Source organism: Candidatus Poribacteria bacterium (genome assembly GCA_021295755.1).
GTDB lineage: Bacteria > Poribacteria > WGA-4E > WGA-4E > PCPOR2b > PCPOR2b.
Genome location: JAGWBT010000101.1, coordinates 924 through 14,623, shown reverse-complemented (window position 1 = coordinate 14,623; position 13,700 = coordinate 924). Strand labels below are relative to the sequence as shown.

The window sequence follows — 13,700 nt, the reverse complement described above, 5'->3', positions numbered from 1 at the left end:
TATGACGAAATCTCAGAGGAACATGGACTGTCGCATCGTGCCATTGCCAGCCGACTGCATCGCGCCAAACACCGCATCGCCGAGAAGGTCAGACGTTCTCTCAGCGCATTTGGTATTTTCTGTAAGGATTGGGGAACATCCATACTAAAGGGGATGAAAGTTATGTCAACCCTTTCGCGTGCTTGGTCTATCTCTTTCGCAATCCACCTCGGTCTTGCCGGTATAGTTGGAGGGTATCTGGTAACACAAAGCCAACCATTCAAGGATTTGACAGGCGTTGAAATCTCTCAGCCAGCGAATCCGCCCTTCAAACCGCAAGTTCGGAAACCCGTTATCAAACCCGTTCAAAAGCCAGAGGCACCAATCAAAAACACAGTCGTCGTTGAATCAGCTAAAATCCAACCGAGAACGACCAATGCGGTTGCCGTTCGTACCGCCACTGTCCAACCACAGACCGTTTCCGCGTTCTCAAATCAAGCGTTGAAACTTAACGCCCCTATCAATCCCAATGTACCGAAAGTGGTCAACCCCCATGCACCTATACCTCAAGTCGTAACACATACAGATACTCCTGTTTCTGATGCGCCCGATACGCTAGCACAGTCTTCATCCGCCGTCACCGGCGCAGGTAAAAATGTTAAGCACATGGGGCGTGGGATTGGAGGTAGTGGTCGTGGAATTTCTGGGGGGCAAGTGCAGGTCAGGATCACTGATGTGTTTGAGTTGCTACCGGGGCTTACGATGGTCAAGGAGGTTGGAGCTGTTCGGGACGCCTTGGAGGGGGTGGTCGATGGTGTTATACTCGGTAATCTTGAAGTGTCACCCCTGCCTCTTGGTGAGCCGGGAGGCCGTGTTGTCGGTAGAGGGCGCGATATTCGTGGGGTCCTCCGGTTTACTCGTGTCCGCCACAGTCTTTCGGACTGGTGGACAGATGCTTCCTCACTTAACGCATTTACAAAGTGGCTCAATGAAAAGACACAAATCCGAACAGACATGAACGTTGAGGGTGGACCACTTAAGTTCACCGATGCGAGCCTACATAAAGCGCCTCTGCTTTTTATGACGGGTCATGATCCCGCACTTGCCCGTTCCAAGATCCCGATGGCTTGTCAGTACGGTGGCAGTAAATTGGATAATCGCTTGTCTGAAACCGAAGCAGCGGCGTTGCGGCGGTATCTGGTCGAAAAAGGAGGCCTCCTCATTTTTGACGATTGTGGTTTCCACGCTGCCGCTCAATCAATAACCCGTCTGTTTCTGGCGAATATGCGGTACATCGTGCCAGAATATCATGTAGGACGTATTCCCAGCAGCCATGAAATTTATCACAACTTCTATCAAGTGGGTGGGCCACCCATTGGCTTTGATATTTACCATCATCAGGGGTCACTTTCCCATTTTGCAGTGGATGGACGCCCTTCTCATCTTCCATCACGGAATTTTCTTGAAGGCATTTTTATTGGCGACAAACTTTCTGTGCTGGTCATTCGTCGAGACTATATGTGCGCGATGGAAGCAGTCAGTCCGCCAAGCCGTCCTGTGCACTACTCACCCGGCGTCTACCGTTTTATGACCAACGTTGCCATCTATGCGCTAACCCACGGTAAAATTTCAGATTACTCCGGTTATGTGCCGGAAAATAAGCGAGAGCAGCAAAGAGTCCCAACCCGTGCGCCGCAGGCCGCAAGAATCGGAGCGGTTGAATAGCATCTGTTAATCAGATACGCCCGTCTACATTTCTATTACCTATCATATCTCAAGTTTCACCGAAGTGCGCCGACTCAAAATCCGATCCTGTAGACCCGCAACAAGGGTCTGCAAAGCCACAGGATTCTCATCTACAAAGGGCACAACGATATCGGCGTACGCTTTACACGGCTCAGTGTAGACCGAGAAATTGGGGATGACATCCCGACGATACCACGCAACCGCTCCCTCAAGGTCACCGCTACGCTGTGCGACATCCCGCAACAGACGACGTAGCACCCGTTCATGCGGTTCAACATCAACGAAGAGTTTGACATCCATCAGGTCTCTGAGTGCTGCCTCCCATAGGATAAGATGCCCTTCGACGATAATCAGATCACTCGGTTGAATTGTGGCAGGCGCATCTCCTCGGGCAAACGACCGCGTTCCTTCGGGTGGCGTTTCAATCGGTTGACGGGCAATCAGTTGACGGATATGCCCTAGTAGTGCCTCCCACCGAACCGCAGCCGGATGATTCGCAGTAATAACCTTTTCCCGTTCTTCTGGAGGGTATTCCAACCAATCCTTGAAGTAGTAATCTTGGTGCAGAATCACCGGCGAGAATTCTTTCAGCCCTTCCGCTAGTGTTTTTGCTAATGTTGTCTTCCCTGATGCTGAACCACCCGATATCCCAACTGTCACCGGTTTGAAGTTTTGGGACATGCACAACTCCTTCCCACCAATTAAGCGCGGTTGTCTCGCAACTTATCACGGATTATACTCCCAATTCGCCTTTCGAGTTCCGTATTTTATTCCATTGATGACCGTCTGATGGCAGTTGAGGCAGGCGTTGTAGGATTTGACTCCGTGGCTCTCGTGGTCAAACTGGATCTCTGGAGTATTGTGAACATGGCAGGTGAGGCAGGTGTAAGCCTCGTACACACCATCTGCATGGACGCTTAGCCGATCGTCCGCTTTCTTAACCGTATATTCCTCCTCGTTTGTTTCGTCGGTTACCAGCCAGCGATTATCCGTCTCTTTTGTTGCAATCGTTGTCTGTCGAGAAAGGGAGGTTCCGTGAAGACCAAACTCCCATTGCAAGTTTTCTGAGGCAGTCCCCCCAGTATCTAGATCGCTCTGGAAGTACGGATCGATGGTAAACAGCAGCATCTCTGACGTATGGCATTTCGCGCATGGGACATCGTGAACCTCTGTCAAAGGGAAGAATTCATCGTGGTCTAACTTTTCTCTGCCATGTAGGACAACAGAAAGCAATAAGATTGGTGCGAGGGCAAGATGGCAGCGGAGGAGGATGCGTCGTGCGCGATGTGCAGTGAAGCTGACCGCAACGCCGGTTCCAAGATTGAGTAGTGCCAGTGTAAACGCCAACCACGAATGCCAAACGAGCGGTTGGGCGGCTGAGTGGATAAGAACAAGCGATAATCCTAACGATGCAAGCCGTTGATGGTATTTGAGCCAGACCTGCCGACTACCCCATCGGATTAACCGTGTCCGCAGAATGTAGCCACTTGCGATAAAGATAATGATAGCACCAATGATACTGAGCGTATGGCGGGCTTCACCGAAACTGGATCTGAGAATGAAGAAGAGGGATATAAGAATCGCCCCAACAACACCTTGAGCGATTTGAATGAATGGATTCATAGTAGGAACTTCGATAAAAAAGCCGGGTTAGGTGATGGAAATGTAGTTTCAACGGAAGCATCCCAGTTGGTAGGCGAGGCGAGTGCCAGTCGAGCCTCGAAACGAATGAAAAATACTCAAGGAAGCCACAATTCCCAAAACTGACCCGGCTATTAATTTTTTGGAGGCAAATGTGATTACAGAAGTTGCAATCTTTGTGCCAAAACTGACATCCCGCTGAAGCCTGAAATAATTAGAACATAACTCTGCAAAGATGTCAAGTTTTGTGCAAATATTTGACAGGAGTGTTCAAGTTTTGAACAGCTTTAACCCACTTTTACTCTACGGTGACATACCGTACTTGTCCCTCATGTTTTACGAGTAGCAAGATTTTGGCTTCATCGGCTGCTTGTTCTACTACCACTTTGAACTCCGCTACGCTATGAATAGGCTGGTTCTCGACCTCAAGGATCAGGGCTCCTTTGTGGAGTCCCGCCTTGGCAGCCACACTGCCCGGCGCAACACCAGCAATTAACACTCCTTTATCGCTAGTGTGTCCGAGTTTTTCAGCCAAATCGGCTGTCAGGTTCTGAAGGGAGAGTCCTTTCCAAAGATCTACATATTCCTTAGAACCTTTGCCATGTTGAACAACCCGTTCGGAACGTTCACCCAACGTCACAGAAATAGCTTGTGTTTGACCGTCGCGCACGATGGAAATCGAGACAGTGGTTGTTGGCTTATACATGGCAACTGTAGCGCGGAGGTGATTCACATTCTTAATCGCTTCACTGTTAATAGAGACGATTACATCACCTCTTTGTAAGCCAAATTCTACAGCGGGTGTGTCATCATAGACATTGCTGATTAAGGCACCCATCGGTCTGTCCAACCCCAGTTTCTCAGCCAGATCTGAATCGACTTCCTGAATCGAAACACCAAGCCATCCGCGTACGACTTTTCCATGTTCGATTAGCTCTGTTGCTACCTGTCTGACTGTGTTAATCGGTATGGCAAATGTGCTCTTGGATGCGCTGCCAGCGGTCATGCCGATGATTTCACCTTTTGTGTTGACAATTGCACTGCCGCCGGAACCGTGACGCTGATTTGTGTCGATAGCGAACCAGTTCTCATAACTGACGATATTCGGATTGCGTCCAACACCGCTCATCATTCCCAAGGAAATCACCGGTTCCTGATCCACGGTATGCCCGAGGGCAACCATCAATTCACCGATGGCAACGTCATCTGAGTCACCGAATCGCGTCGTCGGAAGTCCGTCGGCATTGATTTTGAGCACAGCAATCCCTGTGTCTTTGTCAGATGCAACTACTTTAGCATCATGACGCGTGCCATCCTGAAGCGTGATAGCCATCTTCTTGCTGTCATCGACCAATTCAGTCACAGCGGCAATGTGCCCGTATTCATCAAGCAGGATACCAGATCCGAAATTGACTTCATATCCAATCTCGTGCGGGAGTATATCTTTAGGTAACACATTATACTTCTGCTTTTCCTTATACGGGTCAGGAGAGAAGAAAAAGTAGTCTTCCGACTTTTCATCTCGGTCTGAGTTTGGGCGCAACCAACGACGAAATTCCTCTGGGGCGAACGGGAATACGTCGCGACGTTCAAAGTTTTCAAAGCGAGGTTTCCAATCTTTATTTCTGTCTAATTGCTCAGTTTCAATTCCGACAACTACTTCTCCAACTTCCTGTGCTAGCACAGTAAAACTTTTGCTAAGTGTTTGCAATGTTTGTCGTTCATCTGCTGCCCATACAGCCTGTTGGAGTATGCCAAAGGCGAGTATGCAGATAAAAACGATGCTGCGTATTTGGGGTATATTCACTTTCATGTTTTTAACCTCCCTTACGGTTTGAACGATAACACACTGTGTATATAGGTAAGTTTCACCAAAATTTACTATACCGTTCAGATCATGTTGGAAACTAGAGGGATAATAGGGTATAATTTCTATTTAAGTGTCGATGAACAGATTTCTGAAGCGTCTGTATGATGCTTTTACCTGTCTGGCTGCTAAAATGAAAGGGAGGATTAACCATGTGTTATAAGACAAATTCTCAAAAGCAATGGATTCTCGCCGTAATGTTTATTGTAGCGAGCATCCTTATCCTACCAAATTTGACTCAAGCACAGAAAATCTTGTTTGAAGATACTTTTGATAAGGCGAATGACAAACTGAACGGCACAGGAAAATGGCACACGGTCTCTGGGGCGTGGGCTATTAAAAATGGTAAGTTAATACAGAACCAACGAAACGGTAAAAATCTGATCCTCGTATCCGATGGTCATTGGGATGAAGAATGGAATGACTATTGGTTTTATTCAACAATACAACTTGCAGCCGGTAAAAGCCCACTCCTCATTTGGCGGTTCCACAGTGATGAAGGTGCGGGTTTTGGCGGTAAAGACGTTTTGCCACCTCGGATGCAGCAGAGCTTGCGCCGTCATGTCATTTATTGGGAACTGAACAAAGACGGGCAAAGATCCGTTGTGATCCGGCATATACGGCATATTGTGAAGGAGTTTGAAAAAACCGAAACGAAAACGAAAGTTGATAAGGGCACAGAGTACTGGATCAAAATCGAAAATCACCCGGCGGGCTACCGTTTTTTCCTCACAGATAATGGTGCAGCAGCGGTCTTGGGTCAATACGGTCCAGCCCTCGTTGATGTTAAGGATTTCAACATACAAGGGGAAGGGCGCATCGGTTTTGGGACACTAGAGGCTGTAATCGAGGTAGACAATGTATTTGTCACTGAACCCGAAAAGAATCCTTTCGCGGTAGAAGCGCAGGGCAAGCTGACAACTACTTGGGGGCTGCTGAAATCAAGCATAGTACAATAAAATTGCGAAAGGAACATGATAGATGAAGGTGGTGGTATTTGGCGCAGCCGGTTGGATGGGGCGAGCTGTGCTTGCCAATTTGAAAGGCAAACATCAGGTTCGCGCTTTTGATCGGGGACCGGAGGCATGGGAGGGTTGGAAAGATATTGAGGGCGAATGGCAGGACGGAGAGATTATCTACGGAGATATTGTGGACTTCTCCGCTGTTCACAACGCCATAGAGGGAATGGACGCAGTTATTCATCTCGCGGTCTCTTTCGGGGGCTACGGCGTTGATGATTCGCAGTCATTCTTGGTCAATTTGAAGGGTTTGTGGAATGTGCTGGAATCTGCACGACAGCGCGGTATTAATCGCGTGGTGCACATCGGTTCATGCCAGACTGTACATCCCAAAGGGATATTTTTTACGGCGGATGTTAGAAGACCTGATGGCAGTCAATACGCGGTTTGTAAGCGTTTGCAGGAAGAGATGTGTCGGCAATTTTACGATGCCCACGGGTCGCAGATCATCGTCTTGCGCCCGGATTATATCGTGGACAGTCGATTGGGAATCAACAAGCGCCGAGAGGAACTAGGCTCCGAAGATGCGCCGGTACGGAATGGCTGTGTGTGTCGCCACGATCTAGCGGAAGCGTGTCGTCTCGGAATAGAGTCCACGGCAATCGACTTCGATATCTTTCATATTGTGGGCACCCCCGAAGCCGATAAGACCTGCAATGTGGAACGGTCACGTCGTGTGCTAGGGCTGGAGTACCGGGGCGATTTGGAGCAGTATCGGTGAAGATAATACTTCTTCTTTCATTGATTGGTATAGCATCTCTGTGCATAGAAGCGGAATTGAGAACGATGCCTATAAAACAATAAGATATAAATATGAAAAGGCATAGGGATAAACGATTATGGCAATAATGTGGATGGTGCGCGCTGGACAGGGCGGATACCTCATTGAGGAATTTGTTACCCGTGAACTTATCGCTATTGGCTGGCATAAACTCGGTGATTTAAGCACGGTAACTTCTCAAGAAGAAATCAGAGAGCGATATGATCGTGCATATCCCAACGAAAGACCGGGTAGAGCGGCACACGCTGTGTCCATGATTTACAAGTTCCGATCTACACTTGAGGCAAATCAAAAGGTGGTAACTTATGATCGTCAGAATCGCAAGTACCTTATCGGTAGAATTATAAGTGATTACTATTAGGATACCGATGAAATTGCCGAGGAGATCTCCGATTACGCTCATTTACGAAAAGTTGATTGGGAAGGCAGTGTAAGCCGGGATGTGCTATCTATTTCCTCAAGAAATTCATTAGGTGGTATCCAGACGCTCTTTTCAGTAAATGAAGAAGTATCGACAGAATTGTTATCTCATCTGGGAGAACCTACGTCGCCAGAAAATACCGAGGAAGATGATAACGGATTCGATCAAATCAGGGCGGATACCGTTGCACGAGCCCATGAACTTATCAAAGACAAACTATTGAGGCTATCCCCTGATGAAGTGGAAGATCTAGCAGCAACGATTCTGCGAGCCATGGGATACAAAACTCGGGTTATGCCTAAAGGAAGAGATCGGGGAGTTGACGTACTAGCTTCCCCAGACGGACTTGGGCTTGAAGAACCGAGGATTAAGGCCCAGGTAAAACACCGGCCGGGAACAACCATGGGGGCTCCAGATATTCGTAGTTTTCTTGGCGGTTTACGAGAAGGTGACACAGGGTTATATATCAGCACCGGCGGTTTTACACAGGACGCCAGATATGAAGAAGATCGTTCAAATGTTCCTCTAACTCTATTGGGGCTTGATGATCTTGCAGACCTTATTGTGCGCCACTATGAGGGTTTTGATATTGAAGGCAGGGTGTTGATGCCGCTAGTTAGAGTATACTTCCCCGCCGAATAGTTAACGGTGTTTGCGTGGTCTCCCGGAGACACTGCGGTCTTACGGATGCCTGAAAATCTATGTTGATTGTCACAATTCAAGCGGATAGCAAAATGGATAGAATACCGCTGATACATTTCCTAAAACTACCGCGGCAACTAATACAAAGCCATTATATATCGACTAAAAGGATATTCACACGATGACCAAACGCCCCAAAATCGCGGCAATCGTCACAGAATACCGCAAATATTCCCACGGTCAGCACATCGTCGATCGCTTCTTGGAGGGGTACGGTTGGAACGGTCAGCATCACCATCCGTCTATGGATCTGGTTTCGCTCTACGTCGATCAGCGACCTGAAAGCGACCTGAGCCGTGACCGTGCGGAACGCTTTCCCCAGATGAAAATCTACCCGACCGTCGCTGATACCCTCACCCTAGGAGGGAGCGACCTTGCTGTTGATGGGGTCCTACTGATAGGCGAGCACGGCAGCTATCCCACCAACGAGAAGGGGCAGCATCTCTACCCACGCTACGAACTCTTCATGCAGGTTGTCTCGGTCTACAGAACTACCGGCAAAACTGCGCCCATTTTCAACGATAAACACCTCTCGTGGAACTGGGACTGGGCAAAAGAGATGTATGACATCTCTCAAGAGATGGACTTTGCGTTCATGTCGGGATCGTCCCTGCCGGTGACTTGGCGCACCCCGTCCATTGACATGCCGTTGGGCGCCCGTGTCCGTGAGGCACTATGTATCGCGATCGGTGGTGTTGACAGCTACGACTTCCACGCCTTGGAAACTATTCAGTGTATGGTGGAACGCCGCGCAGGTGGCGAAAAAGGTGTCAAATGGCTACAAGCCTACCGTGGCGACAAATTCTGGGAGGCGCATCACGAGGAGCTGTGGTCGCGTGAGCTGTTTGAAGCAGCACTCTGCCGCAGTCACACCCTCACCCCCTCACGACAAGGATTCAACAACATTTTTCCAACCTTAGACGAAATGAAGCAGTTGGTCGAAGACCCAATCGCCTACCAGTATGAGTATTTGGACGGCCTAAAAGCAACCATGATCCTTATGAATGGATTGGTGCAGGATTTCAACTTCGCCGCTCACCTTGAAGATCAGGACGCTCTGTCCACGCAGATGTACCTGCCGATGCCCCCAGCCCGCACGACTCTTGCCAACTTCTTTTCGCCGTTGGTCAACAATGTTGAACAGATGTTCCTGAGCGGAGTGGCGACCTATCCAGTCGAGCGCACGCTGCTCACTACCGGGTTGGTTGCTGCTGGTGTGGAGAGTCTCTTTCAGGATCAGACGCGGCAGGAGACACCGCACCTGAATATTTCTTATCAACCGACGAAAGAATCGACTTTCTGGAGAACCTGATTCCACAGGAGAAAAACGTAAATGGCGTCGAAACGTATCGCTGTGATTGCCACCATCTATCGCTACCTGTCACATGCCCAACACTTCGCCGACCGCTTCATGGTTGGCTACCCCTACGAGGGCCGTTGGCACCGTCCCGACACCCAAGTCGTTTCCCTCTACGTTGACCAGAGACCCGAAGGGGACCAATCCATTGACCGTGCCCGTGAGTTCGGCTTCTCCGTGTACCCGACCATCTCCGAGGCATTGCGCTGTGGAGGAGACAAACTCGCTGTCGATGCTGTGTTACTCATTGGTGAACATGGTGAATATCCCAAGAATGAGAAAGGTCAGGTTCTCTACCCACGCTACGAATTTTTCAAGGAATGTGTAAAAGTCTTCGAGGAGGATGGACGCGCTGTGCCAATCTACAACGATAAACATCTCTCCTACAGTTTTGAGAAGGCACAGGAGATGGTGGCTGACGGGCATTGCTTGGGATTCCCAATCCTCGCCGGCTCATCCCTACCAGTAACTTGGCGCCTGCCAGATGTCGAACTGCCGCTCGATTGCGAAATCGAAAGCGCCTTGATGGTGGGAGTCGGCGGCTCCGATCCGATGGATTATCACGCCCTCGAAGCCATGCAGTGCATGGTTGAACGCCGCAAAGACGGTGAGACCGGGGTCAAGGCGGTTCAATTAATCGAAGGGGATGCGGTGTGGGAGGCTGGCGAGGCAGGAGGTTGGTCAAAAGAACTTCTGGAATCAGCACTCTCTCGGTGCGACAGCCCGTGTGGACTGACGGAGGAAGATGGTCGGACTCAAGATCTGCTTGGCAGCGGTGAACTGCAGAAGTTAGTTGAAAATCCAGCAGCCTATCTTATCGAACGCAACGATGGACTTCAAACCACGCTACTCATGCTCAACGGTGCTATCAGAGACTACTGCTTCGCTGCGCGACTCAAAGACGTACCGGATCCGGTGTCCACACAGTTCTTCCTACCACCGACACCCAACGTGACCTACTCCGCTTGCTTAGTTGCTAAGATTGTGGAGATGATTATGACCGGGGTTGCCCCTTATCCGGCAGAGCGTACCCTGATTGTCAGTGGGATGCTGGAGAGTTGTCTAACTTCGCGGATACAAGACCATCAGCGTCTGGAAACCCCACATCTGCGGGTGGAGTATCGTGCGCCGGCTGAATCCCATCACGGACGGGCTTGAATCTTACGTTTTACGATGGCTATGGTAATTAAAGGATATTTCTGTTGATTAAAGTAAAAATAATATGAAGGAGAACAGTATGACACCAGAGGTAGCGCTGCAAAAGCGAGAACAGGTGATACGCGATGGCTACTGTGTGGTAGATGATGTCTTAGCTGAAGATTTTTTACAGGAACTCCGAGAAGAATCAGAGCGCTTGATTGCTGGGCATGAACCGCCACCTGACGTGAGGTATCAAGGGCAACATGTGGGTGTGCGGGGTGCGGACAACCCAATTATCCAGAAACTGTTGGATTGGCAACCGTCACGCGTCGCACTTGAACAGATGGGCTTTGGAGATTTCGAAAGCACCGGAGGAATTATCATCCTTACTAAGGATCCTGACGAACCCGCGCTCTATTGGCACCAAGATTGGATGCTATGGAACGATCCGATGAGTTGTTCGCCATGGCCGCAGACCATCGGTTGAAAACGGCTGTCTCAAGATTATCCCCGGCACCCATCTTAACCGCATTCCGCTGCACGATCAACTGGTTCCAGCTCACGAACAAGGGGCTCGATTTATTGAGGAGGATCATCCAATCATGTTCAATGATCACCCAGATCAGGTAAACGTCTTTGCCAAATCGGGCGCGCTTGTCTTAGCGGATGCCCGTGTCTTGCATTCAGCGCACAGGAACCTGACAGACGAGCGGCGAACCCTGATCTTAGCGTGGCATAAGCGTCCCATGACAATTCCTGACAATTGGGAGGGCGATATTCCTGAGATCATTGCTAACCGCGACCCGAATCAGGAATACACTGGCTCTCGCATCCCTAGAGAATTGCTTCAATAGGACCGACACACTTGATACACAGTTTCTCCGGTTCGTTGAGGTAGCTCCTGTCCTCCAACGAATCGGCTCCGTTGCACGAGAGTCCAAGTTCCTCTGCCAATCTTATCGTTCCTCCTCAATTCCCCCTTTTGAACCAAATCTTCAACGCAGTCTCGCCCATAATTTTGTCTTTTTCGTCCTTGCGGAGAGAAGGTAGGTGAAAATCGATTAGATCCACCAGTTTCTGGTAGCCCGGCTCTTCGAGGATCCATGGAGAATCTGTACACCACATCATGCGTTCAGGTCCATAGGCTTGGTAGATTTGCTCGACCATCGGTTTCATGTCTTCGTAGGGCCAAGGCTTCTTGGAAAAAGCGTACTCGCCCGAAACCTTGATGTACACATTGGGGAACCGTGCCATGTCGATAACCCGTGAGTAGGTTGCAGGCGGCAAGCACTCATCATCAAAGCGGGGGCGTCCCCAGCGGTCTACTACGCTGGGAGTACTCGGCATGATACCGAGATGATCCAGAGAGATGTTGAGGTTTGGAAAAGCACCCGCCAACATCTCGACACAGTCGATATTGGGGCTACCTGTATAGATATTGATGTTGACGCCCAACTCGTCCGCACACTGAAACAGAGGGTAAGCCTTCAGGTCCTCGACACGTGTGGCATTCGGATTGCCTAGATCGCCAATTCGGATACCTTCAATACCGGTAGCTTCGACCAATTCCTTCAGGCACGTGGATGGATCTGGATCGTCTGCATCCACTAGCCCGGTCGCGGTGAAGCGGTCGGGCCACTTCTGGACACAGTGGGTTACATACCTATGCTCCTCGATCCGAGTGCCCCCCATATCGACCAATACCGTCTTGTCGATATCCGCCGCGTCCATCTCTCGCAGGAGTTGTTCAGCTGGGGCTTCTTTGTCCGCTGGTGCTAAGCCACTGACGCCGCGCGGATATTCGTCACTCAGCTTGGCAAATACGTGCACATGTACATCTACCTTATCCATGTCTGTTATACCTCCTACCTTTCTCCCGCCCTTTCCACTCTTTTCACCTTCCGATTCATCTATTTTCCTCGGTCATGACAAAACTAAATACTGTTTTGCGAGGTGGTTGAGTGCTTCTTTATAAACTTCAAACATAATTGACAGACGGAAAAAGACCTCACCGAGATCATATTCCCGTGCCACTGTATGTGATGACGCTCGTTCATAATATTCCCGTCCAAAATCGATATAAAATTGTGTGCTTACCGGACGGTTTTTATAACGACGACGATATTCAATCCACTGTGGGAAGATGCCTGTGAGATAAAGTGAATAATTGCCAATGTGAGAGTAGATGAGGAATTGACGGCGGGTGTCTGCATTTGCTGCTTCTTGAACCATGTCCGTCAGATAGTGATGGGTTTGTTTATCATTCCGATGAATGCGATGCAATCGATCTGTCCTGACAAACAGGCTAAGGAGATTGGCGATATAGTTGATTACCTTTTTATCTCCCAGGATTCTCTGATCCATTAAGCTGCGACGCAGGAGTACACTGAAGAATAGAAACGGTGAAATCTCCAATATCAGCAGACTTCGATCGCGGATCTTGTTGAACAAGGATTCACTGTTTAGCATAGATTCAAGCGTTTTCGGCAGATGATGAATCAATTGAGCAATCTCTTCATAACTCCGCCCCGGCTTCGGGAAATGCTCAATCAGGAATTGCAGATCCTTGTCCACCAACTGGCTGAGATCTGTCTTAGCAAAATCGGGTATTTGCATTGCGCCATTCTCCTCTTAATCGGCCAATTGTTACGAATCTGTCTTAAAGGATAAGGGATTATCCCAAAATGCTGTAGATTTGTCAATTCACAATAAACAATATCGCACACGCTGTTTAGTGATTCACTAAATGAAGCATAAAGTACAATCTGGTATTGTCCTGAACCTTCCTCAATGGGTAAAAGTTGATTTTGCCAACGTGTTGAGCAAGGGAAAATGTCCCAACAATTTTGCAAGATGCCCTCGCGTGAATCGAGCGATGATACGCCTTGAATTACGTCGAATTATGTCCAGTCTTCAATTAAGTGATTCTTTGAACAGGTGTTATGAGTCTGTGATTGTTATGAGTCTGTGATTATAGTAAAGTTTAGAATTATTGATACACTTTCAATGCAGAACCAACCCCCTAAATCCCCCTTGTCAGGGGGACT

General features: G+C 49.0%; 12 protein-coding genes and 1 pseudogene. 8 read left to right on the top strand and 5 right to left on the bottom strand.

All coding sequences use genetic code 11. The features are described from left to right. Nucleotides 1–1,704: DUF4159 domain-containing protein (locus tag J4G02_14795; protein MCE2395837.1), on the top strand; the 1,704-nt coding region annotated here is incomplete at its 5' end. Between the two features lie 42 nt (nucleotides 1,705–1,746). On the opposite strand, the gene J4G02_14790 is transcribed toward J4G02_14795, so the two are convergent. From J4G02_14790 to J4G02_14780, 3 genes are all read right to left on the bottom strand, one after another. Further along, entirely contained in the window at nucleotides 1,747–2,406 is a 660-nt protein-coding gene (locus tag J4G02_14790) for an AAA family ATPase (GenBank protein ID MCE2395836.1), read from the bottom strand. 45 nt (nucleotides 2,407–2,451) lie between these two features. Beyond that, entirely contained in the window at nucleotides 2,452–3,348 is an 897-nt protein-coding gene (locus tag J4G02_14785) for a hypothetical protein (protein ID MCE2395835.1), read from the bottom strand. Between the two features lie 316 nt (nucleotides 3,349–3,664). Continuing rightward, nucleotides 3,665–5,179 (bottom strand): PDZ domain-containing protein, encoded by a 1,515-nt coding sequence (locus J4G02_14780; GenBank protein MCE2395834.1) that lies wholly within the window; start codon nucleotides 5,177–5,179, stop codon nucleotides 3,665–3,667. 206 nt (nucleotides 5,180–5,385) lie between these two features. Here J4G02_14780 and J4G02_14775 point away from each other — a divergent pair, with 206 nt between their 5' ends. The 7 genes and pseudogenes from J4G02_14775 (at nucleotide 5,386) to J4G02_14745 (ending at nucleotide 11,507) form a co-directional block, all read left to right on the top strand. Continuing rightward, nucleotides 5,386–6,192 (top strand): hypothetical protein, encoded by an 807-nt coding sequence (locus J4G02_14775; GenBank protein MCE2395833.1) that lies wholly within the window; start codon nucleotides 5,386–5,388, stop codon nucleotides 6,190–6,192. A gap of 22 nt (nucleotides 6,193–6,214) precedes the next feature. Next, on the top strand, nucleotides 6,215–6,973 hold the full coding sequence (locus tag J4G02_14770) for an NAD(P)-dependent oxidoreductase (protein ID MCE2395832.1): 759 nt from the start codon (nucleotides 6,215–6,217) through the stop codon (nucleotides 6,971–6,973). Nucleotides 6,974–7,106: 133 nt separating this feature from the next. Beyond that, nucleotides 7,107–8,096 (top strand): annotated as a pseudogene (locus J4G02_14765) (restriction endonuclease). 181 nt (nucleotides 8,097–8,277) lie between these two features. Beyond that, nucleotides 8,278–9,468 (top strand): hypothetical protein, encoded by a 1,191-nt coding sequence (locus J4G02_14760; protein MCE2395831.1) that lies wholly within the window; start codon nucleotides 8,278–8,280, stop codon nucleotides 9,466–9,468. Nucleotides 9,469–9,489: 21 nt separating this feature from the next. Continuing rightward, nucleotides 9,490–10,671 carry a hypothetical protein gene (locus J4G02_14755; GenBank protein ID MCE2395830.1) on the top strand — a complete coding sequence of 394 codons (1,182 nt, stop codon included), beginning with the start codon at nucleotides 9,490–9,492 and terminating at the stop codon, nucleotides 10,669–10,671. A 79-nt stretch (nucleotides 10,672–10,750) separates the two neighbouring features. Further along, nucleotides 10,751–11,140, top strand: a complete 390-nt coding sequence (locus tag J4G02_14750) for a hypothetical protein (protein ID MCE2395829.1) — start codon at nucleotides 10,751–10,753, stop codon at nucleotides 11,138–11,140. A gap of 16 nt (nucleotides 11,141–11,156) precedes the next feature. Beyond that, nucleotides 11,157–11,507 carry a phytanoyl-CoA dioxygenase family protein gene (locus tag J4G02_14745; GenBank protein MCE2395828.1) on the top strand — a complete coding sequence of 117 codons (351 nt, stop codon included), beginning with the start codon at nucleotides 11,157–11,159 and terminating at the stop codon, nucleotides 11,505–11,507. 115 nt (nucleotides 11,508–11,622) lie between these two features. On the opposite strand, the gene J4G02_14740 is transcribed toward J4G02_14745, so the two are convergent. Continuing rightward, nucleotides 11,623–12,504 carry an amidohydrolase family protein gene (locus J4G02_14740; GenBank protein MCE2395827.1) on the bottom strand — a complete coding sequence of 294 codons (882 nt, stop codon included), beginning with the start codon at nucleotides 12,502–12,504 and terminating at the stop codon, nucleotides 11,623–11,625. Nucleotides 12,505–12,576: 72 nt separating this feature from the next. After that, nucleotides 12,577–13,269 carry a hypothetical protein gene (locus J4G02_14735; GenBank protein MCE2395826.1) on the bottom strand — a complete coding sequence of 231 codons (693 nt, stop codon included), beginning with the start codon at nucleotides 13,267–13,269 and terminating at the stop codon, nucleotides 12,577–12,579. Nucleotides 13,270–13,700: the final 431 nt, after the last annotated feature.